General features: G+C 69.3%; 30 protein-coding genes. 17 read left to right on the forward strand and 13 right to left on the reverse strand.

The window, feature by feature from the left end; translation table 11 throughout:
- Window positions 1-70 precede the first annotated feature (70 nt).
- The 3 genes from DVR07_RS07560 to DVR07_RS07570 all read left to right on the forward strand — a co-directional run bounded on the left by DVR07_RS07560 (window position 71) and on the right by DVR07_RS07570 (window position 2,350).
- Window positions 71-787: a Type 1 glutamine amidotransferase-like domain-containing protein gene (locus tag DVR07_RS07560; RefSeq protein WP_115796120.1), complete on the forward strand. Its 717-nt coding sequence runs from the start codon at window positions 71-73 to the stop codon at window positions 785-787.
- A 139-nt stretch (window positions 788-926) separates the two neighbouring features.
- Window positions 927-1,733 (forward strand): DsbA family protein, encoded by an 807-nt coding sequence (locus tag DVR07_RS07565; protein ID WP_115796121.1) that lies wholly within the window; start codon window positions 927-929, stop codon window positions 1,731-1,733.
- Window positions 1,730-2,350: a hypothetical protein gene (locus tag DVR07_RS07570; protein WP_115796122.1), complete on the forward strand. Its 621-nt coding sequence runs from the start codon at window positions 1,730-1,732 to the stop codon at window positions 2,348-2,350. Before DVR07_RS07565 ends, DVR07_RS07570 begins: the two co-directional genes overlap by 4 nt.
- A 51-nt stretch (window positions 2,351-2,401) precedes the next feature.
- Here DVR07_RS07570 and DVR07_RS07575 read toward each other — a convergent pair whose 3' ends face one another.
- The 3 genes from DVR07_RS07575 to DVR07_RS21455 all read right to left on the reverse strand — a co-directional run bounded on the left by DVR07_RS07575 (window position 2,402) and on the right by DVR07_RS21455 (window position 6,224).
- The gene (locus DVR07_RS07575; protein WP_115796123.1) at window positions 2,402-3,367 is read right to left on the reverse strand and encodes a TIGR03557 family F420-dependent LLM class oxidoreductase; all 966 of its coding nucleotides are present in this window, start codon (window positions 3,365-3,367) and stop codon (window positions 2,402-2,404) included.
- A 47-nt stretch (window positions 3,368-3,414) separates the two neighbouring features.
- Window positions 3,415-5,085: an NADH-quinone oxidoreductase subunit D gene (locus DVR07_RS07580; protein WP_115796124.1), complete on the reverse strand. Its 1,671-nt coding sequence runs from the start codon at window positions 5,083-5,085 to the stop codon at window positions 3,415-3,417.
- A gap of 152 nt (window positions 5,086-5,237) precedes the next feature.
- The gene (locus DVR07_RS21455) at window positions 5,238-6,224 is read right to left on the reverse strand and encodes a hypothetical protein (RefSeq protein ID WP_162829479.1); all 987 of its coding nucleotides are present in this window, start codon (window positions 6,222-6,224) and stop codon (window positions 5,238-5,240) included.
- Between the two features lie 210 nt (window positions 6,225-6,434).
- Here DVR07_RS21455 and hisC point away from each other — a divergent pair, with 210 nt between their 5' ends.
- The 11 genes from hisC (at window position 6,435) to DVR07_RS07640 (ending at window position 13,816) form a co-directional block, all read left to right on the forward strand.
- Window positions 6,435-7,508 (forward strand): histidinol-phosphate transaminase, encoded by a 1,074-nt coding sequence (hisC, locus tag DVR07_RS07590; RefSeq protein ID WP_115796126.1) that lies wholly within the window; start codon window positions 6,435-6,437, stop codon window positions 7,506-7,508.
- Window positions 7,505-8,083: an adenylate kinase family protein gene (locus tag DVR07_RS07595; protein WP_115796127.1), complete on the forward strand. Its 579-nt coding sequence runs from the start codon at window positions 7,505-7,507 to the stop codon at window positions 8,081-8,083. Before hisC ends, DVR07_RS07595 begins: the two co-directional genes overlap by 4 nt.
- On the forward strand, window positions 8,080-8,688 hold the full coding sequence (locus DVR07_RS07600) for a CDP-alcohol phosphatidyltransferase family protein (protein WP_115796128.1): 609 nt from the start codon (window positions 8,080-8,082) through the stop codon (window positions 8,686-8,688). Before DVR07_RS07595 ends, DVR07_RS07600 begins: the two co-directional genes overlap by 4 nt.
- Window positions 8,689-8,828: 140 nt before the next feature.
- The gene (locus DVR07_RS07605; protein ID WP_115796129.1) at window positions 8,829-9,083 is read left to right on the forward strand and encodes a hypothetical protein; all 255 of its coding nucleotides are present in this window, start codon (window positions 8,829-8,831) and stop codon (window positions 9,081-9,083) included.
- Between the two features lie 111 nt (window positions 9,084-9,194).
- Entirely contained in the window at window positions 9,195-9,722 is a 528-nt protein-coding gene (locus DVR07_RS07610; protein ID WP_115796130.1) for a multiprotein bridging factor aMBF1, read from the forward strand.
- A gap of 239 nt (window positions 9,723-9,961) precedes the next feature.
- Window positions 9,962-10,225 carry a hypothetical protein gene (locus DVR07_RS07615; protein WP_115796131.1) on the forward strand — a complete coding sequence of 88 codons (264 nt, stop codon included), beginning with the start codon at window positions 9,962-9,964 and terminating at the stop codon, window positions 10,223-10,225.
- Window positions 10,226-10,370: 145 nt separating this feature from the next.
- Window positions 10,371-11,108 carry a metal-dependent hydrolase gene (locus tag DVR07_RS07620; protein ID WP_115796132.1) on the forward strand — a complete coding sequence of 246 codons (738 nt, stop codon included), beginning with the start codon at window positions 10,371-10,373 and terminating at the stop codon, window positions 11,106-11,108.
- 144 nt (window positions 11,109-11,252) lie between these two features.
- Complete coding sequence (locus DVR07_RS07625; RefSeq protein ID WP_115796133.1) at window positions 11,253-11,648, forward strand: OsmC family protein; 396 nt, start codon at window positions 11,253-11,255, stop codon at window positions 11,646-11,648.
- 207 nt (window positions 11,649-11,855) lie between these two features.
- Window positions 11,856-12,569 carry a hypothetical protein gene (locus DVR07_RS07630; RefSeq protein ID WP_115796134.1) on the forward strand — a complete coding sequence of 238 codons (714 nt, stop codon included), beginning with the start codon at window positions 11,856-11,858 and terminating at the stop codon, window positions 12,567-12,569.
- A gap of 156 nt (window positions 12,570-12,725) precedes the next feature.
- Complete coding sequence (locus tag DVR07_RS07635) at window positions 12,726-13,175, forward strand: DUF5799 family protein (protein WP_115796135.1); 450 nt, start codon at window positions 12,726-12,728, stop codon at window positions 13,173-13,175.
- Window positions 13,175-13,816 carry a protein sorting system archaetidylserine decarboxylase gene (locus tag DVR07_RS07640; RefSeq protein WP_115796136.1) on the forward strand — a complete coding sequence of 214 codons (642 nt, stop codon included), beginning with the start codon at window positions 13,175-13,177 and terminating at the stop codon, window positions 13,814-13,816. The genes DVR07_RS07635 and DVR07_RS07640 overlap by 1 nt, the downstream gene beginning before the upstream one ends.
- Here the strand turns inward: DVR07_RS07640 and DVR07_RS22050 are convergent.
- Window positions 13,813-13,968 (reverse strand): DUF7557 family protein, encoded by a 156-nt coding sequence (locus DVR07_RS22050; RefSeq protein ID WP_165881739.1) that lies wholly within the window; start codon window positions 13,966-13,968, stop codon window positions 13,813-13,815. The two genes, DVR07_RS07640 and DVR07_RS22050, sit on opposite strands and share 4 nt — an antisense overlap.
- Window positions 13,969-14,271: 303 nt before the next feature.
- Here DVR07_RS22050 and DVR07_RS07645 point away from each other — a divergent pair, with 303 nt between their 5' ends.
- Window positions 14,272-14,505, forward strand: a complete 234-nt coding sequence (locus tag DVR07_RS07645; protein WP_115863977.1) for a DUF7563 family protein — start codon at window positions 14,272-14,274, stop codon at window positions 14,503-14,505.
- A gap of 36 nt (window positions 14,506-14,541) precedes the next feature.
- Here DVR07_RS07645 and DVR07_RS07650 read toward each other — a convergent pair whose 3' ends face one another.
- The 8 genes from DVR07_RS07650 to DVR07_RS07685 form a co-directional block, all read right to left on the reverse strand.
- On the reverse strand, window positions 14,542-15,531 hold the full coding sequence (locus tag DVR07_RS07650; RefSeq protein ID WP_115796137.1) for an isocitrate/isopropylmalate dehydrogenase family protein: 990 nt from the start codon (window positions 15,529-15,531) through the stop codon (window positions 14,542-14,544).
- Window positions 15,528-16,202 carry a 3-isopropylmalate dehydratase small subunit gene (leuD, locus tag DVR07_RS07655; RefSeq protein WP_115796138.1) on the reverse strand — a complete coding sequence of 225 codons (675 nt, stop codon included), beginning with the start codon at window positions 16,200-16,202 and terminating at the stop codon, window positions 15,528-15,530. Before leuD ends, DVR07_RS07650 begins: the two co-directional genes overlap by 4 nt.
- Window positions 16,199-17,638, reverse strand: coding sequence for a 3-isopropylmalate dehydratase large subunit (gene leuC / locus DVR07_RS07660; protein ID WP_115796139.1), 1,440 nt, complete (start codon window positions 17,636-17,638; stop codon window positions 16,199-16,201). The genes leuD and leuC overlap by 4 nt, the downstream gene beginning before the upstream one ends.
- A gap of 117 nt (window positions 17,639-17,755) precedes the next feature.
- Complete coding sequence (locus DVR07_RS07665) at window positions 17,756-18,088, reverse strand: hypothetical protein (RefSeq protein WP_240147451.1); 333 nt, start codon at window positions 18,086-18,088, stop codon at window positions 17,756-17,758.
- A 4-nt stretch (window positions 18,089-18,092) separates the two neighbouring features.
- Window positions 18,093-19,160 (reverse strand): ketol-acid reductoisomerase, encoded by a 1,068-nt coding sequence (gene ilvC / locus DVR07_RS07670; protein ID WP_115796140.1) that lies wholly within the window; start codon window positions 19,158-19,160, stop codon window positions 18,093-18,095.
- 36 nt (window positions 19,161-19,196) lie between these two features.
- Window positions 19,197-19,910 (reverse strand): acetolactate synthase small subunit, encoded by a 714-nt coding sequence (ilvN, locus tag DVR07_RS07675; protein WP_115796141.1) that lies wholly within the window; start codon window positions 19,908-19,910, stop codon window positions 19,197-19,199.
- A complete protein-coding gene (gene ilvB / locus DVR07_RS07680; protein ID WP_115796142.1) occupies window positions 19,907-21,733 on the reverse strand; it encodes a biosynthetic-type acetolactate synthase large subunit in 1,827 nt (608 codons plus the stop codon). The genes ilvN and ilvB overlap by 4 nt, the downstream gene beginning before the upstream one ends.
- Before the next feature lie 481 nt (window positions 21,734-22,214).
- Window positions 22,215-23,447, reverse strand: coding sequence for a LeuA family protein (locus DVR07_RS07685; protein WP_205410982.1), 1,233 nt, complete (start codon window positions 23,445-23,447; stop codon window positions 22,215-22,217).
- A 346-nt stretch (window positions 23,448-23,793) separates the two neighbouring features.
- On the opposite strand from DVR07_RS07685, the gene DVR07_RS07690 reads away from it, so the two are divergent.
- On the forward strand, window positions 23,794-24,243 hold the full coding sequence (locus DVR07_RS07690) for a ferritin-like domain-containing protein (RefSeq protein WP_115796144.1): 450 nt from the start codon (window positions 23,794-23,796) through the stop codon (window positions 24,241-24,243).
- Between the two features lie 94 nt (window positions 24,244-24,337).
- Complete coding sequence (locus tag DVR07_RS07695) at window positions 24,338-24,640, forward strand: DUF5779 family protein (protein WP_115796145.1); 303 nt, start codon at window positions 24,338-24,340, stop codon at window positions 24,638-24,640.
- Between the two features lie 46 nt (window positions 24,641-24,686).
- Here DVR07_RS07695 and DVR07_RS07700 read toward each other — a convergent pair whose 3' ends face one another.
- Window positions 24,687-25,364 carry a VOC family protein gene (locus DVR07_RS07700; RefSeq protein ID WP_115796146.1) on the reverse strand — a complete coding sequence of 226 codons (678 nt, stop codon included), beginning with the start codon at window positions 25,362-25,364 and terminating at the stop codon, window positions 24,687-24,689.
- Window positions 25,365-25,513: the final 149 nt, after the last annotated feature.

Below are 25,513 nucleotides of genomic sequence, written 5' to 3' on the forward strand. Positions count from 1 at the left end.
GGCGGGCAATCGTCTGGAGAGGCCGCACACGATAATCACGTTTTTCTGATACACCCGTGTCCGAGTACAGGTGAGCAGAATCATCGCCATCGGTGGCGGCGAGATCAGGGACCGAGAGACCGAGCCGATAGACCGCCGCATCTGCGGATCGACCGGCGAAGACTCGCCCGCCGCCCTGTTCGTCCCGACGGCGAGCGGCGACGCGGCCGGGTACTGCGACGGGTTCGACGCGTACTACGGCGACCACTTCGGGTGCCGGACGCGCCATCTGACGCTCCACGACGAGGACGTTGACGAGGACGAGATCCGGGCCGACGTCGAGTGGGCCGACCTCGCGTACGTCGGCGGCGGGAGCACTCCGCTGCTGCTGGAGCGGTGGCGCGAGACCGGAGCCGACCGACTGCTCCGCGAGGCCTGCGAGGACGGGACCGTGCTCGCCGGCCTCAGCGCCGGCGCGATGTGCTGGTTCGCGAGCGGCCTGTCCGACGCGGCGGACGACGCGGCGTACGCGGGCGTGGAGTGCCTGGGCTGGGTCGACGACATCGCGGTCACGCCGCACGCTCATCCACTTCGGCGCGCTGCGTTCCGTGAGTACCTGTCAACGCGGTCCGAGGCAGGAATTGCGCTCGAAGACGGCTGCGCGATCGAGATCCGGGACGACGAGTTCCGCGTCCTCTCTGTCGGCGGCGACGAAACCGCCTACAGTTACCGCCACCGCGACGGCACGATTCGGGTCGCCGAACTCGGCGAGAGCGAGGCGTTCCGGGACCTCGAAACGCTCCGCTGAGACCGATCCCACGTACTCGCTCTCGCTACTTGCAGGTGGAACGGAATCGAGCGATCCATTGCCCCTATGGCCGGAGTCGGAGCGGTCTCGGCACGAATTTGGAAAAACTCCTAATGGGTCCGACGTCGCGAGTGGGAGTATGTCCCACGACCGACCCGACGCGCGGACCCGCCGCCGACTCCTCGGCGTGGCCGCGGCGACCGGCGCGAGCGCGCTCGCGGGCTGTACCGGCGGTCTGTCCGCCGATTTCCCCGGCGCCGGTGATACGGAGGCGACGACCGCGACCACCACCGGCCCGCCGCTCGGCGACCACCCCGCCGCCGAGGGTATCGCCGACCAGGCCCGGTTCGGTCCGCCGCCGGCCGACGCCGAGGGGGTCGTCGTCGCGTTCGAGGACCCCTCCTGCCCGCGCTGCGCCGCCTGGGAGACCGGAACGGTGCCGAAGCTCCGGGAGCGACTCGGCGACCGCGTCGCGGTCGTCTTCCGGTCCTACCCGGTCATCTACCCGTGGGGGAGGCCCGCGACCCAGGCCATCGAGGCCGCGTTCGCCCGCGAAACCGGGAGTAAGGCGACCCAGGCGACGACCGACGAGCGGTCGACCACCACCTCCGGCCCGACGCCCTACGGAACTCGACAGGGGTCGACCGCGACGTGGGCGCTGATACGCCACTACTTCGAGAATCAGGACCGCTTCGACGCCGACAACGTCCTCGACCTCACCCGGGCGTTCCTCGCCGAGGAGACGGACCTCGACGCCGACGCGGTGGTCGCGGACGCCGAGGCGAAAGCGCACGACGACGCGGTGCAGGCCGACCTCGCGGGGGGCGATGCGGCGGGGGTCGGCCGGACCACGCCGACCGTCTTCCTGTTCCGCGACGGCGAGTTCCGGACGAGCGCGAGGGGGAGCATCAGCTTCCGGGTCGTGAACGCCGCGCTCGGCCTATGAGCCGCCCGACCGGTTCCCGGCTCCGACCGCGACTGCCGACCCGCGCCGACGACTGGCGGCTGATGGCCCGGACGGTCCGCCTCGTGCTGGGACTGCCGGCGTACGCCGCGCTCGCGCTGAGCGCGGCAGTCGTCGCGCTCTCGGCGTTCGTGCTCGGCCAGAATCTCGCGCTGACGCGGTTCGCTGTGTCGGCACCCACAGGGCTCGCGGACAGGGCGACGATTCTGCTCGGTCTCTACCCCTTCCTCGGCACGAACTACGGTCCGGTCGCCGAACTGCTGCTCGTGGCCGTGGCGGCCCTCTCGGGCGTCGACGTGGCGCTCGTCGGCTACCACTTCCGGGAGCACGGGCTGGGCGGACGGGAGGGAGAGCCGGGCGGCGTCGCCGGAGGGGGAACGGTGGGACTCATCCTCGGCGCACTCGGGGCCGGCTGCGCAGCCTGCGGTTCGGCCGTCCTCGCGGGCCTGTTCTCGCTGTTCGGGGTTGCGGGCGCGGCGACCCTGCTCCCGTTCGACGGCGTGGAGTTCTCGGTGCTGGCGCTGGTCGCGCTCGTGCTGTCGATACACTGGGTCGCGGACGGGATGCGGGGCGGCGAGATCCGGGGCTGTCCGGTCTGATCTTCCGGGGCGGACGCCTGCGCTCGACGTCGAGTTCCGAACTCGGCGGCGCTACTCGAACTCCGGAAGGATCTCGTCCTCGTAGAGGTCGAACAGCGCCTCCTGGTCCGGGCCGATCTGGTGGACGTACACGTGGTCGTAGCCCGCGTCGACGAACTTCTGCAGGTTCTCGACGTGGGCCTGCGGGTCGGGGTCGGTCACGATGCTGTCGGCCTCCCGGACCTGCTCTTTCGTGACCATCTGACTGGCCTGCTCGAAGAACTCGGGGATCTCGAGTTCGCTGGAGAGCTGGCCCGGGATGAGACTGTTGGGCCACCACTCGTGAGCGGTCTCGACCGCCTCGTCCTCGCTGTCGGCGTAGCAGACGGTGAGCTGGCTGAACTTCGGCCCCTCGCCGCCCTCCTGCTCGAAGGTCTCGACCACGTCCTGGGGGCCGACCGACCAGAACCCGTCGCCGAGGTCGGCCGCGCGCTTCGCGGCGTGCTCGCCGTACGCCGAGACGACGACCGGCGGGGTCTCCTCGGGCGTGGTGAACAGCCTGGCGTTCCGGACGGTGTAGTGGTCGCCCTGGTGGTTGACCATCTCGCCGGTCCAGAGCTTCCGGACGACCTCGACCGCCTCGTCGAGCATGTCGAGCCGGACGCGGTGGGAGGGCCACTGCTCGCCCGTGACGTGCTCGTTCAGGTTCTCGCCGGTCCCGACGCCGAAGTAGAACTGCTGGCCGGACTCCTCGAACATCTTGGCGACCGTGGCGGTGGCCTGCGCGAGGATGGCGGGATCGTACCGGATGATGGGACAGGTCACGCCCACGCCCACGTCGATGTCGTCGGTCGCCGCGGCGACGCCGCCGAGCGTCGACCACGCGAACGGCGCGTTGCCCTGCTGGCTCACCCAGGGGTGGTAGTGGTCGGAGATCGAGGCGAAGTCGAAGCCGACCTCCTCGGCGCGGACGGCGTGTCGGACGAGGTCTGTGGGGCCGTGCTCCTCGCTGGAGAGCGTGTAGCCGAGTTCGACCATAGAGTCGGCACGGGAGTTGCGGGTAAGGCGGTTGTGGCCACCCGCCTCTACCGGTCGACCGACCCCAGGACGATGTCGAGGCTCCCGAGCGCGGCGACGAGGTCGGGGACGTACTCGCCCTCCGCCATCGCTTCGAGCGCGTGGAGGTTGTTGAAACACGGGCTCCGGATCTTGAACCGCGCGGGCTTGGAGGTCCCGTCCGACCGGATGTAGATGCCCATCTCGCCCTTCGCGGCCTCGACCGCCTCGTACACCTCGGTGTCGGGGTCGGGCTTGAGCGTCCGGGGGACGTTGGACTGGATGGTGCGGTCGTCCTCGGGCCAGTCCTCGAGCAGGTCGACGCACTGGCTGATGATCTTTGCCGACTCCTCGACCTCCTGCATCCGGACCAGCACCCGGGAGTAGTTGTCGCCGTAGGGCTCGGTGACGACGTTCCAGTCGAGCTCGTCGTAGTAGCCGTAGGGGTCGTCCCGGCGGACGTCGTAGTCGATGCCGGACCCGCGAGCGACCGGCCCTGTGCAGCCGTAGTCCTTGGCGGTCTCGGCGTCGATGACCCCGGTGTCCACCGTCCGCTTCTGGAAGATCTCGTTGTCGGTCATCATGTTGTGGTACTCCTGGACGCGCCGGGGCAGGTCGTCGAGGAAGTCCCGGATCTTGTCGAAGAACTCGTCGCGGGGCTCCGGGATGTCCCAGACGACGCCGCCGAGCCGGAAGTAGTTGAACATCATGCGCTGGCCCGTCAGGTCCTCCATGATGTTCTGGACGACCTCGCGGTCGCGGATGGCGTACATGAAGATGGCCGTGAAGTCGCCGTACACGTCGAGCGCGAACGTCCCGAGGGCGAGCATGTGGCCCATGATGCGGGTGAGTTCGACCGACATCGTCCGGATGACCTGGGCGTACTCGGGCACGTCGATGTCGGCGAGGGTCTCGGCCACGCGGGCGTACGCCCACTCGTTGGGCAGGTTCGCGGTGTAGTCCCACCGGTCGGGGTACGGCATGATCTGGTAGCGGTAGTTGTCCTGCTGGCACATCTGCTCCTCGCAGCGGTGGAGGTAGCCGATGTCGGGTTCGACGTCCGCGACCTGCTCGCCGTCCAGCACCGTCTTGAGGTGGAGCACGCCGTGGGTCGCGGGGTGGTGGGGTCCGATGTTGACGAACATCGTGTCCGACTCGGTGTCCTTCCCGGACTCGGCGAGCGGATTGACGTGCTCCTCGAGCGAGACCACCTGCGGCTTGTTCTGGTCGTAGTCCCGGCTCAGCGGGTGGCCCTGCCAGGTCTCGGGCAGCAGGATTCGCCGGAGGTCCGGATGGCCCTCGTACTCGATGCCGACGAGGTCGTACGCCTCGCGCTCGTGCCACTCGGCGGTCTTGTACACCGACGCCGCCGACTCGTTCCACGGGTCGTCGGAGTCGGTCGGGACGACCACGCTGACCTGCTGGGTCCGGTCGTCGTACTTGGTCAGGTGGTAGATGCTCTCGTAGCGGTCCTCGTACTCCTGGGCGGTCAGCAGCGAGAGGTGGTCGAAGCCCGCCTCCTCCTTTAGCGTCCGGAGGACGTCCTCGACGGCGTCCGGGCGGATCACGAACCCCTCGGCGTTGAGGTGCTCCTCCCGGCGGAGCACCTGCTCGTCGAGCAGGGCCTCGAGTTCGTCGTAGTCGACCCCGTACTGCTCGGGCGGCGCGGCGTCCGGGTCGGTCTCGGGCGCGTCGCTCATCGGCGACCACCGCGAGCGCGGCCGTGACTATTGGTAGCAAGTAGCGCGTGCATTCCCATTCCCGCATCAGTTTCGGTCTCGGACATCAATAGGACTAACGTCTGTCACCGCCGGCGGCGACCGCGAAAAAAGCGCGAGTTCGGGCGAATCGGTCAGTACTGCGGGCGCCGGTGGCGCTCCTCGCCGCGGCGACTCCGGTCGGACTCGTCGGCCTGTGACGACTGGCTGCCTTCACCCCGGGTCTGCTCGCTCCGGCGACCCTGGTGCTCCTGCCCGCGAATCATGGTCTGCTGGACCGGGCTGAAGCCGCTCTCGGAGCTGCCCCCGTACTGGTTCTGGCCCTGCTCCTGGCGGCCTTGCTGTCCGGACTGGCGGTGCTGTCCGGACTGGCGGTGCTGCTCGGACCGCTGCTGTTGGCCGGACTGGCCGTATCGCTGGTGCTGGCCGTGTTGGCTACTCTGATGTTGTCCGGACTGCTGACCGGACTGTTGGCCAGTCTGCTGATGCTGGCCCTGACCGCCCTGCCGGCTGTCGTCGCCGGTGTACTGGCCGCCGCTGCCGCCGTGCTCGCTCAGTTGGTGGACGCCGCTCTCCTGGTGGCGGCTCCCGCCGCGGTTCTGGTTCTGGCCGACCTCGTGGCGCTGATCGCTCTGATGGCGCCCGGACTGCTCGTTGCGGCCGGACTGCTGGGAGCCACCGGACTGCCGACGGTTGCTGCCGTATCGGTTGGACTGCTGGCTCTGCTGGTCCTGCTGACCCTGCTGGCTGCTCCCGTGATGGTGGTGATGATGGTGATGGTGCTGCTCGCCGGACTGGTCGCCCAGCTGCTGGTCGCCGTGCTCCCGGACGTCCCGGCCGCCCATCTGGTGCTGACCGGTCTGATGCTGACCGGACTGGCTGCGCTGGTCGGACTGTCCCCGCTGGCCGGACTGTTGATACTGGCTCGACTGCCGGTCCGACTGATGGCCGGCGCCGGTCTGGTGCTGGCCGGGCAGGTTCTGCTGGGACTGATCGGCTCGTCGCTCTCGGCCGCCGGTCGAGTAGCGGCCCTGGGTGTCGCCTTCGCCCTGTTCGCTGCGCTGGTACTGACTGGACTCTTCGCGGTCGCTCCCCCAACGGTTGCGGTTGTCTCGTGCCATGGTTGAATCCCCCGTTAGATACTCCGCGGGTCTCTCCTTATGTGTACTGGGCGGATTCTGACAAAATGCCGCCGGGCGTCGGGTTGGGCGGGGAACTCGGCCGGAGCTCGTCGTCTCGCGGCGCGGCGGTAGTGACAGCTGGCGGTCAATTCAGGTGGCGGGCTGGCGGAGGTGAGCAACCTTAAGGCAGGCCGCCCACACCTCTCCCACATGGAACCACGGGACCTCTCTTCGCACACGGTGTACCAGGCCGGACGGGGCGTCGAGGAGGTCGCCCGGGAGCTCGGACTCGACCCCGACGACCTCGTGAAGCTCGCGTCGAACGAGAACCCCTTCGGCCCGAGCCCGGCCGCGGTCGAGGCCATCCGGGAGGCGGCCGACACGGCCAGCTCCTACCCCAAGGCCTCCCACGCCGACCTCACCGAGCGGCTGGCCGACCGGTGGGACGTCGCACCCGCGCAGGTCTGGCTGGGCAACGGCGGCGACGGCGTGCTCGACTACCTCGCCCGCGCGATGCTCGACCCCGGCGACTCCGTCCTCGTGCCGACGCCCGGGTTCGCCTACTACGGGATGAGCGCGCGCTTCCACCACGGCGAGGTCGAGGAGTACAGCCTGTCGAGGACCGACGACTTCGCGCTGACGTCCGAGACAGTCCTCTCGGACTACGATGGCGAGCGGATCGTCTACCTCACGAGCCCGCACAACCCGACCGGCAAGCGGTTCGACCGCGACGCGGTCGCCGAGATCGCCGGCGAGACCGACGAGGACACCCTCGTCGTCGTCGACGAGGCGTACGGCGAGTTCGCCGACGCCCCGAGCGCGGTCGACCTCGTCGACTCGCGGGACGACGTGGCGGTCCTCCGGACGTTCTCGAAGGTGTACGGGCTGGCCGGCGTCCGACTCGGCTACGGCATCGTCCCGGAGGAGTGGGCCGACGCCTACGCGCGGGTGAATACCCCCTTCGCCGCGAGCGAGATCGCCTGCCGGGCCGGCCTCGCCGCGCTCGACGACGACGAACACGCCGAGCGGACGGTCGAGACCGCCGCCTGGGCGCGCGAGTACGTGTACGAGCACCTCGACGCGCCGACGTGGGAGAGCCACGGCAACTTCGTGCTCGCGGAGGTCGGCGAGGCGAGCGAGGTCGCCGACGAACTCCAGCGGCGGGGCGTCATCGTCCGGGACTGCACCAGCTTCGGCCTGCCCGAGTGCGTCCGCATCACCTGCGGCACCGAGGAGGAGACCCGGCGGGCGGTCTCGGAGCTCAACGAGGTGCTGTCGTCGTGAGGGTCGCGGTCACCGGGACGCCCGGCACGGGCAAAACCTCGGCGGTCGAGGTGCTGGCGGCCGACAAGGAGTTCGCCGACTTCGACCTCGAGGTCGTCCACCTCAACGACCTCATCCGCGAGGAGGGACTCTGGGACGAGCGCGACGAGGAGCGCGACAGCCTCGTCGCGGACCTCGACGCAGTGGCCGACCGACTCGCGAACCGCAACGACGTCCTGGTGGAGTCGCACCTCGCCCACCACCTCGACGCCGACCGTGTCGTCGTGCTGCGGTGCCACCCCGAGGAGCTGGAACGCCGGCTCACCGAGCGCGGGGAATCCGAGTCGAAAGCTGAGGAAAACGCCGAGTCAGCGAAGCTGCCTCGAGCTCTCGCTCGCAAGGCTCGCGAGAATGCGGAGAGCGAGGCCCTGGACGTCGTCCTCTCGGAGGCCGTGAGCGAGCACGGCGTCGAGAGCGTCTACGAGGTCGAGACGACCGACCGCGACCCCGAGGCGGTGGCCGCCGAGATCGCGGCGGTCGTCGCGGGCGACCGCGAGCCCAGCGCGGGCACGGTGGACTACCTCGAGTACCTATGACGCTCGACCAGTTCCGCCACGTGGCCGACCGGCTGCTCGACCCGTTCGTCTCGCTGTCGACCCGGCTGGGGTTGACCCCCGACAGCGTCAGCGTCGTCGCGTTCGCGTTGGCCGGCGGCGCCGCCGGCGCGTTCTACCTCGGCGGACGGGCGCCGATCTGGTACTTCGCGGGGGCCGTCCTGGTGTTCCTCAACGGGTGGCTCGACCTGCTCGACGGCGCACTGGCGCGGGAGCTCGGCACCGACTCGGAGGCCGGCGACCTGCTCGACCACGTGCTCGACCGGTACGCCGACATCGTCATCATCGCGGGGCTGGCGGCCGGCATCGACCGGTACGCGCTGGGCCTGGCCGCGGTGACCGGCGTGCTGATGACCTCCTACCTCGGGACCCAGGCCCAGGCGGTCGGGCTCGACCGGGTGTACGGCGGTCTGCTCGGCCGGGCCGACCGGCTCGCGCTCATGGGCGCGACCGGCCTCCTCGCGGCCGCGGTGTCGGTCGAGCCGGCCGGGCTGTCGGTCGTGGGATGGCTGCTCGCGGTCTTCGCGGTAGTCGGCCACTTCACCGCGCTCCAGCGGTTCTACTACGCGTGGAAGGCGCTGTCGTAGGCGCGACCGTCGGCCGTCGATTTCGCGACCGTCGGGCGGGAGGACCGGCGGCATCCGGACGAGGCGGGCATCGAACCGGTGGAAGTATCAGTTAGGTTTTTCACATTCGGTGGTGTCGAAATCAAGCGAGGGACCGCACGATGACCGACGACCGACCCGGCGAACCGGGTATCAGCGTGGAGTTGGAGGAGATTCTGCCGGCGAACAGCCACATCACCATGGAGGAGTTCCTCGCGGTCGCCGAGGAGGTGGACTCGCTGTTCGAGTTGAGCCGCGAGACCCGGCTCTCGCGCGAGACCTGCCGGCGGGTCCTGAAGTACTACCGGCGGAGCGAGGAGGTCAAGCAGGGTTTCGGCTACCTCCGGGACAAGCGCGGCGACGACAGACTGCCGTGACGATGGCTCGCCGCGGCGGACTGTCGTAGGGTGATTCGGGGGCGAGCGCCGGGCGCGACCGGGGACCGCGTCGGCGTGGAATTTAAGAGCGGCGACAGACTACCTCCCCCTATGGTACAGTGTGAGATGTGCGGTGCCGAGACGAGTTCCCCGAAGACCGTCAAGGTCGAGGGGGCCGAGTTGGACGTCTGCGACAACTGCGCGGACTTCGGGACCGAGGTGAAGACCCAGGACACCGCGTCGACCTCCACCAAGTACTCGACCTCCTCCTCGTCGGGGAGCTCCGGGTCGTCCTCGTCGTCGGGCTCGACGTCGTCGAGCTCCTCGCAGTCGCGGCGCTCGGACATGTTCGACGACATGGACGAGCTCGCCCAGGACTACGACGAGCGCATCCGGCAGGGCCGGGAGGACGCCGGTCTGAGCCAGGAAGACCTGGCGAGCGAGCTCAACGAGAAGGCCAGCCTCATCCGGAAGCTCGAGCGCGGCGACATCCTGCCGAGCGACGAGGTCCAGCGCAAACTGGAGCGTAAGCTCGACCTCCAGCTGACCGCCGGCGGCTCGGCCGACGAGGAGGAGTGGAGCGGCGGCAGCTCGACCGGCGAGTACACGCTCGGCGACGTCGTCAAGCGGAAGGACTAGCCGGCCCGTCTCGCACGGCCGGTCGTCTCGACTCGGCAGTTCGTTCCGACCGCGCTAGGCCGTCCCCGCGGCGACCCCGCCACCGCGGGTCGCCGATCGCCTGGGAGGCGTCCGTAGACCGAGACTCCTCGCGTGGGACTTCCGACACGCCGGCAGTCCCCGACGGTTCGCAGCGAGCTCTTCTGCGCGAGGTTACATTTACGTAGCCCGTCGACGAAGTCACACGTCACGTGTCCAGTATGCGCGACCTGCTACGCAGGACCGGACGGTTCCTCGACGACCACTGGGTGCTGAAGTGGTTCGTCGCGCCCGTCCTGTTCATGGCTACCCTGCTGCTAGCCGTGGCGCTGGTCGTCACAACCAGACCGGCCGAGTCCGGACAGCTCGTCGGCCTGTTCGTCGGGTTCTCGCTGGCCGTCGTCGCGGTCGGGCTGGCGCTCGACTGGGCGGTCCGGCGCGCGACCGGCTGGAACCTCCTCGCGTCGAACCGCGACCGCGGGTGACCGCGGGGCAGGTCGCTACGAAGTCGAGCGGGAGCGAGGGAGTCGGAAGCGGACCGCCCGGCCTCGGGCGGTCGGCGCTCGCCAACACCCTTTTAGAGGGGAACGGGACTTTAAGTGTGAAACGGGAGTACCTCTACCCGCATCCATGAAGCTCACCTGGTACGGCCACTCGACGTGGCACGTCGACGTCGACGGCACCGAACTGCTCATCGACCCGTTCTTCGACAACCCCAAGACCGAAACCGACCCCGAGGAGCTCGACCCCGACTACCTGTTGCTCACCCACGGTCACGCCGACCACATCGGCGACGTCGACCGCTACGAGGGGACCGAACTGGTCGCGACCCCCGAGGTCGTCGAGTACTGCCGCGACGAGTTCGGCGACTTCGAGGCGGTCGGCGGCATGGGGATGAACCTCGGGGGCACCGTCGATCTCGACGACGCCTTCGTCACGATGGTCCGGGCCGACCACACCAACGGGATGGACACCAGCTACGGCACCTCCGGCGGGATGCCAGCGGGGTTCGTCGTCAGCGACACCAAGCCCACGCAGGTGTCCGACGAGGAGAGCCGGTCGTTCTACCACGCCGGCGACACCTCGCTCCAGACCGAGATGCGCGACGTCGTCGGCCCGTTCCTCGAACCCGACGTCGCCGCGGTGCCCATCGGCGACCACTTCACCATGGGGCCGTGGCAGGCCGCGGTCGCGGTCGACTGGGTCGACGCCGACTACGCGCTCCCAATGCACTACGACACCTTCCCGCCCATCGAGCAGGACCCCGACGACTTCCGGCGCGAGGTCGAGGCCACGGGCAGCGACGCCGAGGTGCGGATTCTGGAGGGCGACGAGACGTTCGACCTCGGCGAGGAACTCGACTACTGACGCCCGGCGGTCCGCCGCCTTCGGTCGGTCCCGGCTTTTCCGACGGCGTGTTCCCTTTCGCGGGTCATCGCGGTTCGCCGGGGCGTTCCGCTCGACCCGGACGTGAGCAATACTTAGGGGTCTGGCGGGCGAAGCTCCGCCCGCATGTCGAAGAACGTCATCACCGTCTCCAGAGAGGGGTACACCGCCGACAACGACATCCGCGAGTTCGAGATGACCGTCGACGCGACCGGCGAGGAGGCGCCCGACACGCTCGAAACGCTGCTCGCCGCGTACGGGTCGTGCTACGTCCCGGCGCTCCGGGTCGGCGCCGAGCAGCGCGACGTCGGCGACCTCGGTCGAATCGAGATCGACGTGAACGGCGACCTCAACGACGACGACAAGCTGAAAGCCGTCCAGTTCGCCGTCAAGACCGAAGCCGAGATGGACGACGGACAGGCCGACGAGGTCGTCACGCGGGCCAACCAGCTCTGCAAGGTCCACGACGCCCTGAAGGCCGAGATCGAGGCCGACGTCACAGTCGAGAGCGACGCGTTCTGAATCGGCACCGGCCGCCGACCCGGCCGTCTTTCGCCAGGAAACTGCCGAATGACGGCCGCTAAGTTGGACTTTTTCTACGAGTGACGCAGCCGGGAGTGCCCCGGCCGAGCGCGCCGGAGCGCCGGACCGCACTCGTGTGTCGCGCTCCCGAGAACTACCACCCGGGTTGATACGGCTGGTCGTAGTGGGTCCTGTCCGGGTGGAGAGATGAGAGAGACAGACTCGAACGACGCGAGGGAGCGCGAGGAGACCGACGACCGGCCGGTCGACCGCCGGACGATGCTGAAGGGGACCGCGGCGGCGGGGCTCGCCGGCGGCGCACTGTCGGGGAGCGGGGCGGCCCAGAGCCTCCCCAACAAGATCAGGATCGAGGCCGACGAGACGCCGCTTTGGTACGAAATCAGCGTGAGCGGGCGGATCGTGAAGGGCTCGCAGGCCGGCGAGACCGACGAGATATCCGACGACGGGACGACCGTCGAGGGGTACGAGCGGGACGACAACAACGGCGTCGACGACTACCGGTTCTCGGGCCGGATCACCGGCTTCGAGGTCACGGAGGGGTCGGTGGATTCGATCAGCGTCAACGGCGAGACCGTCGACGACCCGGTCGGACTCCCGGAGTCGTCGGACGACTCGGACTCGGCGAACGGGTCGCAACTGCCGAACGCGGTCACCATCGAGCCCGGGAACGAGGGCGAGCGGGTGGCCTATCACTTCCGGGTGTCCGGGACCGTCGAGCCCGGGCCGGAGGCCGGCACCCTCGGCGTCGACACCATCGAGGACAACGTCGTCCAGGGCAAGGTCGGCGGGTCCATCGAGGGCAACGACGACCCGGTCGACGACTACCTCTTCTCGGGCGCCATCGCGTTCGACGACGCCGACGGCCCGCTGACCGTGACCATCGAGTTCGGCGGCGAGTGATCGAATCGTCGGTCGGAAGCCGGGCGGCCTTTTTTCCGGACCGGATTCGCCGCGCTCGCTCGGGTCCGCCACAGGTCGTGTGCACGCTCGAGGTCCCGCGCAGAATCCCGTCAGACAGGAAAACCCTCATACCATCCCCAACCCAACGGTTCGGGTATGGCCGAACGCGCGTGGCAGGACATCATCGTCGGCGACCGGATGGCGGTCGACCAGGAGTTCGCACAGCGAGTCACGGATTCGGAGTTCTCCCGTCAGGAGTGGGGGCTCATCATGACCGCGGTGGAGTTCGAGATAGAGCACCCCGACGACGACGAGCGCGCCCGGATCGTCGCCGACACCTCGAAGGTCGAGCAGGTGATGCCCGAACTCGAGAACATCCGCAACCAGATGAACTCGATGGCGGGCGGCGGTGGCGGCGGCGACGGCGGCGGAGGCGTCTTCGACTCGGTGAAGGACGCGCTCGGGCTGGGCGGCGGTGGCGGCGGCGTCGACCGGGAGCGGGTCGAGGCGGCCAACCGGCTCGCTCAGGAGTACGCGGGCGAGCTCCAGCAGCGGCTCGAGTCCCAGGGCAAGTGGAAGCAGGTCCGCAACGCCGCGAGCGACTGATGTGCGGACACCGACCCGAGCGGACGCTCCTGTCGGGGAGCTTCGCCCCGGGCGCGTGGCGGTACGCCCTGCTGGCGCTCGCGCTGGCGATACCGGTCTCGGTGCTATCGCGGCTCGGGAAGTGCTCGCGGCGCTGGAACCTTGCGGCCCCGGCGCTGGCCGTCGGCGCACTGCTCTTCCACCGCGACCCCGACCGGACCCCGCCCGACTCGGGCGTCCTGGCGCCCGCGGACGGTCGCGTCTCGGTGGTGCGCGAGGAGGGCGACCGGGTCCGCGTCGGCGTGTTCATGAACGTCACCGACGTCCACGTCAACCGCGCGCCGGTCGGCGGTCGGGTCGAAGCGGTCGACCACGAACCGGGCAAGCACCGGCCGGCGTTCTCGAAGGAGTCGGACAGAAACGAGAAGCTCCACGTCCGGTTCCCGGACCACGAGGTGACGCTCGTCGCCGGGGCGTTCGCCCGGCGCATCCACCCCTACGTCGACGAGGGCGACCACCTCGGCCGGGGCGAGCGACTCGGCCACATCTCGTTCGGGAGCCGCGCCGACGTTCTGCTCCCAGAGTCGGTCGACCACGCGGACCTGACCGTCCGGCGGGGTCAGAAGGTCCGGGCGGGCGAGACGAGGATCGCCGAACTCTAGTCGCCGCTGTAGTCGCCGCCGTGAAACAGCGTCCGCTCCTCGGCCTCGTAGATGCTGATGAGTTCGCCGACGATCTCGTCGTAGGACTCGTCCTCCACCCGGAGGCTGTCCAGGCGTTCGATGGTCTCCTCGTCGAGTTCGATCTGTGGCATCGGGCGAGCGTACGCTGCGGACCTCCTTAAGCGACCGGGGCCCCTTCCGAACGGGCGATGCGGTGCGCCGAATGCCCGTCGGTTCGGCCGCTCGCGACACGGAGACGAGTATCCATCCTCCGGTCGGCGGGACGGTCCCGCGTCAATCTCGTCCGGCCACCTTAAATTACGGGTACGATTGCGGAATCAACCGGGCGAGGAAGTCGCGTAACTACCAGTTACCGGTGGCGCCAACGGTTGATTACGGGGATGTAGGTACTGGATAACAAAGTGGGTAGGATTGTGTGTATCTATCGCGCAGACATGACCACGACCGACAACCGCCTCACCAACGGCGACGACACGATGGCCGAGAACCGATGTCAGAGCTGCGGCTCCTTCGTCACGCGGGACTTCGCACGCGTATTCGGGAACAACCACAACGAGGTGTTCGGCTGTCTGGAGTGCATGACCGCGACGGAAGTCAAGAAGGGAGGGGCGCGGGCCGACGAGGTCGACACGACCAACCTCATCGGCGGCCGCGAACCGCTCCGATAACTCGTTCGGGACCGTTCCGGAACTATTCTCGTCGACTCAGAGTTCGGCCAGCACCGCCTCGGTCACGTCGCTCGTCGTCGCGTCGCCGCCGAGGTCGGGGGTGTGGGGCCCCGACGCCAGCACGGACTCCACGGCCGCGCGGACGCGCTGGCCGGCGTCGTCGTAGCCCAGATACTCCAGCAGCATCGCCGCCGACAGGATGGCGGCGCTCGGGTTCGCGACGCCCTCGCCGGCGATGTCGGGTGCGGTGCCGTGGACCGGCTCGAACAGCGCGCGCTCCCCGCCGACGTTCGCGCTGGGTAGCAGGCCCAGCCCGCCGACCAGCCCGGCCGCCAGATCAGACAGCATGTCGCCCGCGAGGTTCGGACAGACGACGACGTCGTAGTCCTCGGGGCGCTGGACCAGATGCATCGCCAGCGCGTCCATCAGCGCGTCGTCGGTCGGCACGTCGTACTCCTCGCCGACCCGCCGCGCGGTCTCCAGGAAGAGCCCGTCGGTGGTCCGCATCACGTTGGCCTTGTGGGCTATCGTCACGCCTAACCCGCGGTCGGCGGCGTACTCGAAGCCGTAACGCGCGATTTCCGCCGAGGCGGACTCGGTAACGACCCGTGTCAGCGTGGTTACGCCCGGCGCAATCTCGGACTCGTGGCCCGCGTAGACGCCCTCGGTGTTCTCCCGGACGAACACCAGGTCGGTCTCGGGGTTCGGGGCGTCGATGCCGGGGTAGGCACGGACCGGCCGGACGTTGGCGAACGAGTCGACCGCCCGCCGGAGCGGGATGATGACGTCGGCCGCGGTCTCGCCGGCCGCGCCGAACAGGGTCGCGTCGGCGCTCGCCGCGAGCTCGCGGGTCTCGTCGGGCAGCGCCTCGCCGGTCCGCTCCTTCACCTCGTCGCCGGCCTCGGCCTCGGTGAACTCGAAGTCGGGGCCGACCGCCTCCAGCACGTCGCGGGCCGCGGCGGTGACCTCCCGTCCGATGCCGTCCCCGGGGATTACGACGACGTGCTCGGAACCGTCCGCAGTCATTCGGCCTCCTCCACGTACGGCAGGCCGGCCGCCGTCGCGGCGACCGACTCGGCGTTCGACTTCAGCAGCGCGGTGGTGTCCCAGACGCCCTCGACCAGCGCCTTGCGCTGGGCGTCGTCGACCGTGGCGTCGATCTCGCGGTCATCGTAGCTGACCGACTCGGCCGCGACGTCGATATCGATCTCGGTGTCGGGGTGCTCGTCGACGTAGTCCTGCAGGGCTTCGATCTCCTGCTGGCTCGCGGTGACCGTCGGAATGCCGAGCGCGAGGCAGTTGCCCGCGAAGATCTCGGCGAAGCTCTCGCCGACGATGGCGTCGATGCCCCAGCGCATCAGCGCCTGCGGGGCGTGCTCGCGCGAGGAGCCGCAGCCGAAGTTGGCGTTGACGACCAGTACCGAGGCGTCCCGGAACCGGTCCTCGTTGAAGGGGTGGTCCTTGACTTCGACGGTTCCACCGTCTCCGTCTCGTTGCTCCTCCGGAGCAACGCCGTCGTCGTCGGTGAACCGCTGGTCCTGGAAGACGAACTGGCCGAGGCCGTCGAAGGTGATCGCCTTCAGGTACCGCGCCGGGATGATCTGGTCGGTGTCGATGTCGTTGCCCCGGAGCGGGATGCCGGTCCCGGAGACGCGCTCGACCGTCTCGATGTCGGTCTCGGTGGTCTGTCCGCTCATGCCCGCGTCACCTCCGAGTCGTCGACGTCGGTCTCGGGGAGCTCCCGGACGTCGGTCACCTCGCCCTCGACCGCGGCGGCGGCGACCATCCGGGGGTTCATCAGCACGGTCCGGCCCTCCTTGCTGCCCTGTCGGCCGACGAAGTTCCGGTTCGACGACGACGCGGAGGCCTCGTCGCCCTCCAGCTGGTCGTCGTTCATGCCGAGGCACATCGAGCAGCCCGCGCCGCGCCAGTCGAACCCGGCCTCGGTGAACACCTCGTCGAGGCCCTCGGCCTCGGCGGCGGCCTTCACGCGCTGGCTGCCGGGCACGACCATCGCGCGGACGTCGTCGTGGACCTCCCGTCCCGCGACGACCCGGGCGGCCCGCCGGAGGTCCGGCAGGCGCGCGTTGGTGCAGGAGCCGAGGAAGGCGACGTCGATCTGGTAGCCCTCCATCGTGTCGCCTGGCTCGACCCGCATGTGCTCCTGGGCCCGCCGGGCGGTGTCCCGCTTGTCTTCGGGTAGCTCCTCGGGGTGGGGAATCGGCTCGGTGACGCCGACGCCCTGGCCCGGCGTCGTGCCCCAGGTCACCATCGGTTCGAGCGCGTCGCCGTCGATGACGACCTCGTCGTCGTACTCGGCGTCGTCGTCCGACGCGATGGACTCCCAGTAGGGTTTGAGTTCCTCGAAGCGCTCGGGGTCGTCGGCGAAGGCGTCGGTGTCGGCGAGCCACTCGTAGGTGGTCTCGTCGGGGTTGACGTACCCCGCCCGGGCGCCGCCCTCGATGGACATGTTGCAGATGCTCATCCGACCCTCCATGTCGAGGTTCTCGACGGCCTCGCCGGCGTACTCGTAGACGTAGCCGACGCCGCCGTCGGTCCCGAGCTTCCGGATGATCTGGAGGATGACGTCCTTGGCCTCCACGCCCTCGCCGAGCTCGCCGGTGACCCGAATCCGGCGGACGTCCTTCTTCTCCATCGCCACGGTGCCGGTCGCGAGCACGTCCCGGATCTGGGAGGTGCCGATGCCGAACGCCAGCGCGCCGAACGCGCCGTGGGTCGAGGTGTGACTGTCGCCGCAGACCACCGTCATGCCGGGCTGGGTCAGCCCCTGCTCCGGGCCGATGACGTGGACGATGCCCTGGTCGCCGGTGTCCGGACTGGAGAACTCGATGCCCGCCTCCCGGACGTTCTCCTCGAGTTCGGCCATCATCTCCTCGGCCGCGCCCTCGTAGGGACGCTCGCGGTCGGCGGTCGGGACGATGTGGTCGACGGTGGCGTGGGTGCGCTCGGGGTACGCGACCTCGAGGTCGCGCTCGCGGAGCATGCCGAACGCCTGCGGACTGGTCACCTCGTGGATGAGGTGGAGGCCCACGAACAGCTGGTCCTGGCCGGTCGGGAGCCCGGCGACCTTGTGGCGGTCCCACACCTTGTCGTACAGGGTGCGCTCGCTCATCGGCACCACCTCCGGTTCGTCCGTACTTCGTTGCAACCCCCGGGCGTCGCTCCGCCGGAGACGTCACTGTTCGTCGCTGCGTCGGAGAAATCAGTTCGTACGTGCATCGCTACGGGCTCACTCTTCGGACTCTACGGTCCGGTACTCGCCGCCCCGCTCGAAGACGCGGTCCGCGCTCTCGCCGTCGTCGTGCGGCGGCGTGTGGCTCACGTCCTTCATCCGGTCGGCAGCCTCGTTCTCTTCGTCCACCTCTTCTTCAGCGGCCTCCGGTTCGACTGCCTCCCGGCGACCCCCGTCCGCGGCGACGACCGGCCCGCGCTCGAAGGGCCGGTTCACGGTGCCGCGGGCGGCGTGCGGGTGGGTGTGGCTCACGTCGCGCATCGGCGTCGCGCCGCGCTCGGTGGTCGTCTCGTCTGGCTCGGTCGCCTCGTGTCGGTCTGTTCGGTTCATTGTCTCAGTCGTCCGCTCGCACTCGCTCGGACTCGTCGTCCTCGGTCGATTCCTCTGCCTGTTCCTCGTCGGCCCACGCGAACAGGGCGCGGAGCCTGGCGCCCACGTCCTCGATGTCGTGGTTCACGTCGGCCTCCTTCTGCTGGCGGTACACCGGCCGGCCGGTCTGGTTCTCCGAGATCCACTCCCGGGCGAACTCGCCGTTCTGGACCTCCTCGAGCGCCTCCTCCATGTTCGCGCGCACGTCCTCGTCGATGATCTCGGGGCCGCGGGTGAGCCCGCCGTACTCGGCGGTGTCCGAGACCGAGTCCCACATCTCGCGCATCCCGCCCTCGTACATCAGGTCGACGATGAGCTTCATCTCGTTCAGGCACTCGAAGTAGGCCATCTCGGGGCTGTACCCCGCGTCGACCAGGGTCTCGTAGCCCACCTTGATGAGCTCGGTGATGCCCCCGCAGAGCACCGCCTGCTCGCCGAACAGGTCGGTCTCGGTCTCCTCGCGGAACGTGGTCTCGACCACGCCCGCGCGCGTGCAGCCGATCGCCTTCCCGTAGGCCAGCGCCTCCTGCTTGGCGTCGCCCGTGGCGTCGCGGTACACCGCGAGCAGGCCGGGCGTCCCCTCGCCGCTCTCGTAGTTGCGCCGGACGAGATGGCCCGGCGACTTCGGGGCGATCATCGTCACGTCCACGTCCTCCGGGGGTTCGATCTGGCCGTAGTGGATGTTGAACCCGTGGGCGAACTGGAGGGTGTCGCCGGCCTCGAGTTCGTCCTCGACGTCGTCGTACACCGCGGGCTGGACCGTGTCGGGCACGAGCACCGACACGATGTCGGCCCGGCTCGCGGCCTCCCTGGGCGTCGCCACGTCCAGGCCGTCCTCGCGGGCGGCGTCCCGGGAGGACGACTCTTCGCGCAGGCCGACGACCACGTCGACCCCGCTGTCGGCGAGGTTCTGGGCGTGGGCGTGGCCCTGGCTCCCGTAGCCGAGCACGGCTACGGTCTTGTCGTCGAGGTACGCGTCGTCCGCGTCGTCGTCGTAGTACACTGTCGTGTCGAATTCGTCGTTCTCTGTCATCTGTCGTGTGTAGTTTGTCGGTGAGTCTGTCTCGGGTCAGTCGTCGTACGTTCCGGTCTCGACCCGCTCGGGCTCCTCGTCGTCAGATTCCCCGCTCTCCTTGGCGTGGCCCGGCTCCTCGCCGGGCGTGGTCGGGGTGTCGCCCCGCGCCAGCGCGGTCTGGCCGGTCCGGGCGATCTCGATGATGCCGAACTGCCGGAACGCGTCGATGGCGTCGTCGATCTTGTGCTGCTCGCCGGTGATCTGGACCGTGATGGTCCGGGGCCCGGCGTCGAGCGTCTGGCCCTCGTACATCTGGGTGATGGCGTGGACCTTGTCCGGCTCGTCGCCCCGCACCTTCAGCACGACGAGCTCGGCCTGAACCGCGTGGTCGTCGAGCTCGCCCACCTGGATGACCGGCCGGAGCTTCGCGACCTGCTTCTTCACCTGGTCGATGCCGGCGTCGGTCTCCTCGACGACCAGCGTGATGCGGGCGTGGCCGTCGACCGTCGTCGGCCCGACCGTCAGGCTCTCGATGTTGAACTGCCGCCGGGAGAACAGCCCGGACACCTTCGCCAGCACGCCTGGCTCGTGTTCGACCAGCGCGGAGACGACCGCGGTCCGGGTCTCCTGCTCGGCCTCGACCGCAGGGTCGATGCGGACGCCGTGCTTGTTCCGCCGGCCCTGTGGATCGGGGCGCTCCTCCGGCCGCGGGCCGGCGAGTTCGCCGCCCCTGTTCCCGACGTCGCCGCTCTCGTCCTCCGAGCTCATAGCTGGTCCTCCGATAGCGCGAACTTCCCGTTGTCGCCGCCGCTGGGCACCATCGGGTAGACGTTCGCCGCGGGGTCGATGCGGAAGTCGATGACCGACGGGCCGTCGTAGGCCAGCGCGGCCGCGACGGTGTCGGCGACCTCGTCGTAGTCCTCGACGGTGTAGCCCTGGGCGCCGAACGCCTCGGCCAGCGGCTCGAACTCGGGGCACCACGAGTACTCGGAGGCCGAGTGGCGGCCGTCGTAGAAGGCGTCCTGCCACTGGCGGACCATCCCGATGTACTCGTTGTTGAGCACCGCGACCGTGATGTCCAGGTCCTCGCGGACCGCGACCGACAGCTCCTGGATGGTCATCAGGAACGAGCCGTCGCCCTCGAAGCAGACGACCTGCTGGTCGTCCTCGGCGGCGAACCGGGCGCCGATGGCCGCGGGCAGGCCGTAGCCCATCGTGCCGAGGCCGTGGGAGGAGACCCACGTCCGGGGCCGGGTGTAGGTCCAGTACTGGACCGCCCACATCTGGTGCTGGCCGACCCCGGTCGTGACGATGGTGTCGTCGCCGGTGGCCTCGTCGAGCGCCTCGACGACGAACTGGGGCTTGAGCGGCTCGTCGTCGGGCGTGGCGTAGTCCATCGGGTACTCGGCCTTCCACTCGCGGCACTGCTCGCGCCACTCCCGGTAGCCGTCGGCGATGGCGTCGGCGTCCATCCCGGTCTCGCTACCCAGTTCGTCGTCGAGCTGCTCGAGGACCGTGCCGGCGTCGCCGATCAGCGGGACGTCCGCGTGGACGTTCTTCGAGATCTCCGCCGGGTCGATGTCGACGTGCAGGACCTCGGCGTCGGGCGCGAACGTCTCGACGCCGCCGGTGAGCCGGTCGTCGAACCGGGTGCCGACCGCGAGCATCACGTCGCAGTGGGTGGTCGCCATGTTGGCGTAGCCGGTGCCGTGCATGCCTACCATCTCCATCGCCAGGTCGTCGTCCTCGGGGAACGTCCCGACCGCGGGCATCGAGGTGGCGACCGGAATCTCGTACCGGCGGGCGAACGCCCGGAGCTCCTCGCTGGCCTCGCCCTTGAGCACGCCGCCGCCCGCCAGGATGACGGGCTTGTCTGCGCGTTCGAGCGTGCGCGCGGCCGCACGGACGGACTCGGCGTCGGCGTCGGTCCGCGGCCGGTGGGTGTCGGGCGTCGTCGCCTCGCCGGGCTCGCGGGTCGTCTCGGCCTGCGTCACGTCCTTCGGCAGGTCGACGAGCGTCGGTCCGGGCCGGCCGGACGCCGAGTAGGCGAACGCCTCGCCCACCACGTCGCCGACGGTGTCGGCCCGGTCGGCGAAGTAGTTGGTCTTGGTGATGGGCGCGGTGATGCCGGTGGTGTCGGTCTCCTGGAACGCGTCGTTGCCCACGAACTCGGTCGGCACCTGGCCGGTGAGCGCGACGACGGGGTCCGAGTCCATGCTCGCGTCGGCGATGCCGGTCACGAGGTTGGTCGCGCCCGGCCCGGACGTGGCGAGACAGACGCCCGGCGTGCCCGAGACGACGCCGAAGGCGTCGGCGGCGTGTGCCGCGCCCTGCTCGTGGGCCATCATGACGTGGCGGAGCGGCGAGTCGAACACCGCGTCGTACACCGGCATGATGGCGCCGCCCTGGATGCCGAACAGGGTCTCGGCGCCCGCGTTCTCGAGGGCGGTCACGACCGACTGGGCGCCGGTCTGGACCCGTTTCTCCTCGGTCTCGGGCTCGGTGCGTGCGTCGTCGGCCGTCGCCTCGGTCGAGGACTCCTCGGCGTCGGCCTCGTCGGGGTCGGCGCGCCGCGGTGCGGACTCACTCACGGCGGACCACTCCCGAACCGGTCGGTCGTCGATACTCTGCTGGCTGTGCGTCCTGGGGTGTCGTTGTTGTGCGTGTCACTGTCGGTCGAGCGCGCTTGTCGGTCTGGAGACGATGCGGAACGTCGGGTCGGAGAAGTGGTAGTGTAGGGGCTCAAGCCCCTACAATAATCACGCGCTCGACAGTCGCACTGCTCGCGGCGGCCGGGCTGGTCGCGCCCGGGCGGTCGCGGGGCGCGAGGCGTCTCGCGCCGGTGGCAGTGGTCGACTGTCGCATCGTTACTGGATACGTACCGGGCCCGACGTTCATAATCCTTTCCCGCGTGGCAACCCTTGCGCGAGAATCGACGGGGTCCCGTCCCGCCGGAGACGCCGCGGCCCGCGTCGCTTCCGCGGTGGCAACCCCCGCTTCGGGCGAGTCGGCTACCGTTCCGCCCGGCCGCCGCGCGCGGCTGGCCGGACGGGGCGACTCCGGCGGTCGCCATCAGGCGCGGACCTCCGATTCCTCGCGGGTCACGTCGGCCTCGCGGGCGAACCGCTCCAGGTCGGCGACCGTGACGCGGTTCTTCTCCGCGCCGTAGTCCTTGACCCGGCGGGTCACCTCCCGGACCTCGGCGTCGGTCGGGGCGAACCCGTTGTCCTCCAGGCGCTTGCGGACCGAGTTCGCGCCGGTGTGCTTGCCCAGCACGAACTCCCGCTCGGCGCCGACCATCTCGGGAGTCATCACGCCCGGCTCGAACGTGTCGGAGTTCTCGATGACGCCCGCGGCGTGGATGCCGGACTCGTGGGCGAACGCGTTATCGCCGGTGACCGGCTTGTTCGCCGGTATCGGGACGTCGCTGTACTCCTCGACGATTGCCGAGAGCTCGGCGATGCCGGTCGTGTCGATCCCGGTGTCGACGCCGTAGACGCTCTCGACGGCCATCACGACCTCCTCGTAGGCCGCGTTGCCCGCGCGCTCGCCGATGCCGTTGACCGAGACCTGGGCCTGGTCGGCCCCGGCCTCGAAGCCGGCGACGGCGTTGGCGGAGGCCATGCCGAAGTCGTCGTGGGTGTGGACGTCGATGCGGGCGTCGGTGTGCTCGTCGACCAGTCGGACCAGGTCGGCGAACCGTCCCGGCGTCGCGACGCCGCAGGTGTCGGGGATGTTTATCCAGTCGACGTCGGCCTCGGAGACGGCCTCGACGACCGTCTCGAGGTACTGCTCGTCGGTCCGGGTGGCGTCCATCGGCGAGAACATCGCGGTGACGCCCGCCTCCTTCACCCGTTCGACCGCCTGCACCGACCGCTCGACGACCTCCTCGCGGGTCGCGTGCATCGAATCCTCGATCTGGACGTCGCTGGTCGAGGCGAAGACGTGGACCATCTCGACGCCGGAGTCGATGGCGGCCTCCACGTCCTTGTCGACCACGCGGGCCAGCCCGCAGGTGGTCGTCGTCGTGCTGGCGGCGATGTCGCTGACGGCCTCGAACTCGGCGTCGGAGTTGACGGGGAACCCGGCCTCGATGACGTGGGTGCCCATCCGGTCGAGGGCGTCGGCGATAGTTCGCTTCTCGTCGTAGGAGAAGGAGGTACGGGGAGCCTGTTCGCCGTCGCGCAGGGTCGTGTCGAACACCCGCGCGGACTCGAACTCGGTCTCAGTAGCTAGCGTGCCGTCGAAGAACTCGACCCGCCCGGCTGGTACCGGACGAACCAATGTCGTTGTCGGACATCGTATCCCGTTCTGGCCACCTTCTCCTATTTAACTGTGTCGCTGCGACAGACGGCGGAGGGCTGGGGACGGTCGCCGTCGGGGAGGCGAAAACGGAAAATCGCCCGACTGAAACGGCCTGTAATTCCCCGTATGTCCTAAGTCTACCTTATACTCAGACAATCGTCACAGGCGCGATTCACTCGGCGAATCGTTGATTTTCAACATTCTCCTGTGGAAGATACTCGGGCGCGGTGCTACCAGTTCCCAGTCAGTTACTCGGACCTGCCGGAGCTATCGCCCTGTGGCCGTCCCAGACCGACGTTGCCCCAGCAACAACAGTAAGGTAGCTGGCGGACGAAGTGGCACCTGCATGACGACTCAAGAGGTCACCGACCTGCTCAAGAAGGCGTACAGCGACGAGATCGAGACCGTGATGAACTACCTGACCAACTCCATCGTGCTCGACGGCGTGAGCGCCGAGGAGGTCAAGGAGAGCCTCGAGACCGACATCCAGGAGGAGCTAGGCCACGCCGAGATGCTGGGCCAGCGGCTCAAGCAGCTCGACGAGCGCCCGCCGGCCTCCTACGACTTCGAGGCCCGCCAGGAGAGCCTCCAGCCGCCGGAGGACAGCACCGACGTGCTGTCGGTCATCAACGGCGTGCTCGACGCCGAGGAGGACGCCATCGAGACGTACCGGTCGCTCATCACGGCCGCCGGCGACGAGGACCCGGTGACCGAGGACATCGCGGTGACCATCCTCGCCGACGAGGAGGCCCACCGCACCGAGTTCCGCGGGTTCAAGCGAGAGTACGACGACTGAGGAGCGCGCCGTTCTGGCAGCTACATCCTAGTTTCTCGGTGTCCGACCGCCCTCGGGGGCAAGGACTTTGCCGGGGGAGTGCGAGCGGCCGCGTATGGGCAGTTTCGACCTCGACCTCCAGACCGTCGAGAAGGAGATAGACGACGGCGATACCGACCGCGAGCAGGGCGACCGACGCATCGTGCTGGGCGAACTGGACGGCGAGACCGACGAGCGCGAGTGGTTCGAGGTCGTCGACCGCGGCGACGTCCTCGTGCTGGCCATCGAGGGCGACCTCGCGGAGCTGGCGGCCGACCTCGCGCCGCGCGTCAAGGAGCGCGGCGGCAACCTCGTCCACTTCCGGGAGTTCCTCATCGTGACCCCCGGCGACGTGAGCGTGGACACCGACCGGCTCTGAGCCGACTCGCTTCCGGGAGGGAGTACTGGAACGCCGAGTAGAACACCTACTGGAACGTCAAATAGTGACCGTCCGGGTCGCGCACGCGCACGCCGTCGTCCAGCTCCTCCACCGCACACACCTCGTCGCGGACCGCATCGGCCACGGCGTGGGGGTCCTCGGCCGCGAACCCCACGTCGACGTGGAGGCCCCCTCGGGCGTCGGCGATGCCGAGGTGGGGTTCCCAGAGCTCGAGGTCCACCGGCCCGGCGAGGCGGACCCTGCGGCGCTGTTCGCCGCGGTCGACGACCTCGAAGCCGAGCGACCGGTAGACCGACTCGGCGCGCGCGAGGTCCTCGACCTCGAGGACGATCTCGAAGATCTCGGTGATGTCGGCGTCGCCCTCGCCGACGCCGCCGATCTCGACGCAGTTGCCGTCCGCGTCGTAGAAATACAACGACTTCGCGCCGCCGAAGTCGAACTCCGTGAGGTCGAACGACTCCGCGAGCCGGTCGTACCACGCCCGGTAGCGGTCCGGCGGTGCGGCGAATGCGTAGTGGGTGTGGACCCCGCCGCGGGGCACGCCGCCGGGCTCGCGGAGGACGAGGTCGGACCCGCCGGCGTCGAGAACCACTTCGCCGTCGCCCTCGCGGACCACCGGGAGGTCGAGGTGGCTCGCGTAGAACTCCCGCGCGCGGTCGAGGTGCTTCGCTTCGAGCGCCAGCCATCGCAACCCCGAGAGCATGGTCCCGTCGTACGCACGCCCGGCGCATAAACCCCCGTGCGCGACCTGACTTCGAGACGTCACGGGCCGGAGGCCGACGACGGCGCGACCCCCAGTTCTCGTCACCGGGACCGCACTCGTCGCCGGGTCGTCGGTGGGGATTTTGTGGC

It is taken from the genome of Halorussus rarus (assembly GCF_003369835.1).
GTDB lineage: Archaea > Halobacteriota > Halobacteria > Halobacteriales > Haladaptataceae > Halorussus > Halorussus rarus.

Excerpts from the sequence above, each read along its gene's own strand:
- DVR07_RS07565 (WP_115796121.1), top strand. The coding sequence starts at position 927 with ATGTCCCACGACCGACCCGACGCGCGGACCCGCCGCCGACTCCTCGGC.
- DVR07_RS07570 (WP_115796122.1), top strand. The coding sequence starts at position 1,730 with ATGAGCCGCCCGACCGGTTCCCGGCTCCGACCGCGACTGCCGACCCGC.
- DVR07_RS07575 (WP_115796123.1), bottom strand. The coding sequence starts at position 3,367 with ATGGTCGAACTCGGCTACACGCTCTCCAGCGAGGAGCACGGCCCCACA.
- DVR07_RS07580 (WP_115796124.1), bottom strand. The coding sequence starts at position 5,085 with ATGAGCGACGCGCCCGAGACCGACCCGGACGCCGCGCCGCCCGAGCAG.
- DVR07_RS21455 (WP_162829479.1), bottom strand. The coding sequence starts at position 6,224 with ATGGCACGAGACAACCGCAACCGTTGGGGGAGCGACCGCGAAGAGTCC.
- hisC (WP_115796126.1), top strand. The coding sequence starts at position 6,435 with ATGGAACCACGGGACCTCTCTTCGCACACGGTGTACCAGGCCGGACGG.
- DVR07_RS07600 (WP_115796128.1), top strand. The coding sequence starts at position 8,080 with ATGACGCTCGACCAGTTCCGCCACGTGGCCGACCGGCTGCTCGACCCG.
- DVR07_RS07605 (WP_115796129.1), top strand. The coding sequence starts at position 8,829 with ATGACCGACGACCGACCCGGCGAACCGGGTATCAGCGTGGAGTTGGAG.
- DVR07_RS07610 (WP_115796130.1), top strand. The coding sequence starts at position 9,195 with ATGGTACAGTGTGAGATGTGCGGTGCCGAGACGAGTTCCCCGAAGACC.
- DVR07_RS07615 (WP_115796131.1), top strand. The coding sequence starts at position 9,962 with ATGCGCGACCTGCTACGCAGGACCGGACGGTTCCTCGACGACCACTGG.
- DVR07_RS07620 (WP_115796132.1), top strand. The coding sequence starts at position 10,371 with ATGAAGCTCACCTGGTACGGCCACTCGACGTGGCACGTCGACGTCGAC.
- DVR07_RS07625 (WP_115796133.1), top strand. The coding sequence starts at position 11,253 with ATGTCGAAGAACGTCATCACCGTCTCCAGAGAGGGGTACACCGCCGAC.
- DVR07_RS07630 (WP_115796134.1), top strand. The coding sequence starts at position 11,856 with ATGAGAGAGACAGACTCGAACGACGCGAGGGAGCGCGAGGAGACCGAC.
- DVR07_RS07635 (WP_115796135.1), top strand. The coding sequence starts at position 12,726 with ATGGCCGAACGCGCGTGGCAGGACATCATCGTCGGCGACCGGATGGCG.
- DVR07_RS07640 (WP_115796136.1), top strand. The coding sequence starts at position 13,175 with ATGTGCGGACACCGACCCGAGCGGACGCTCCTGTCGGGGAGCTTCGCC.
- DVR07_RS22050 (WP_165881739.1), bottom strand. The coding sequence starts at position 13,968 with ATGCCACAGATCGAACTCGACGAGGAGACCATCGAACGCCTGGACAGC.
- DVR07_RS07645 (WP_115863977.1), top strand. The coding sequence starts at position 14,272 with ATGACCACGACCGACAACCGCCTCACCAACGGCGACGACACGATGGCC.
- DVR07_RS07650 (WP_115796137.1), bottom strand. The coding sequence starts at position 15,531 with ATGACTGCGGACGGTTCCGAGCACGTCGTCGTAATCCCCGGGGACGGC.
- leuD (WP_115796138.1), bottom strand. The coding sequence starts at position 16,202 with ATGAGCGGACAGACCACCGAGACCGACATCGAGACGGTCGAGCGCGTC.
- leuC (WP_115796139.1), bottom strand. The coding sequence starts at position 17,638 with ATGAGCGAGCGCACCCTGTACGACAAGGTGTGGGACCGCCACAAGGTC.
- DVR07_RS07665 (WP_240147451.1), bottom strand. The coding sequence starts at position 18,088 with ATGAACCGAACAGACCGACACGAGGCGACCGAGCCAGACGAGACGACC.
- ilvC (WP_115796140.1), bottom strand. The coding sequence starts at position 19,160 with ATGACAGAGAACGACGAATTCGACACGACAGTGTACTACGACGACGAC.
- ilvN (WP_115796141.1), bottom strand. The coding sequence starts at position 19,910 with ATGAGCTCGGAGGACGAGAGCGGCGACGTCGGGAACAGGGGCGGCGAA.
- DVR07_RS07690 (WP_115796144.1), top strand. The coding sequence starts at position 23,794 with ATGACGACTCAAGAGGTCACCGACCTGCTCAAGAAGGCGTACAGCGAC.
- DVR07_RS07695 (WP_115796145.1), top strand. The coding sequence starts at position 24,338 with ATGGGCAGTTTCGACCTCGACCTCCAGACCGTCGAGAAGGAGATAGAC.
- DVR07_RS07700 (WP_115796146.1), bottom strand. The coding sequence starts at position 25,364 with ATGCTCTCGGGGTTGCGATGGCTGGCGCTCGAAGCGAAGCACCTCGAC.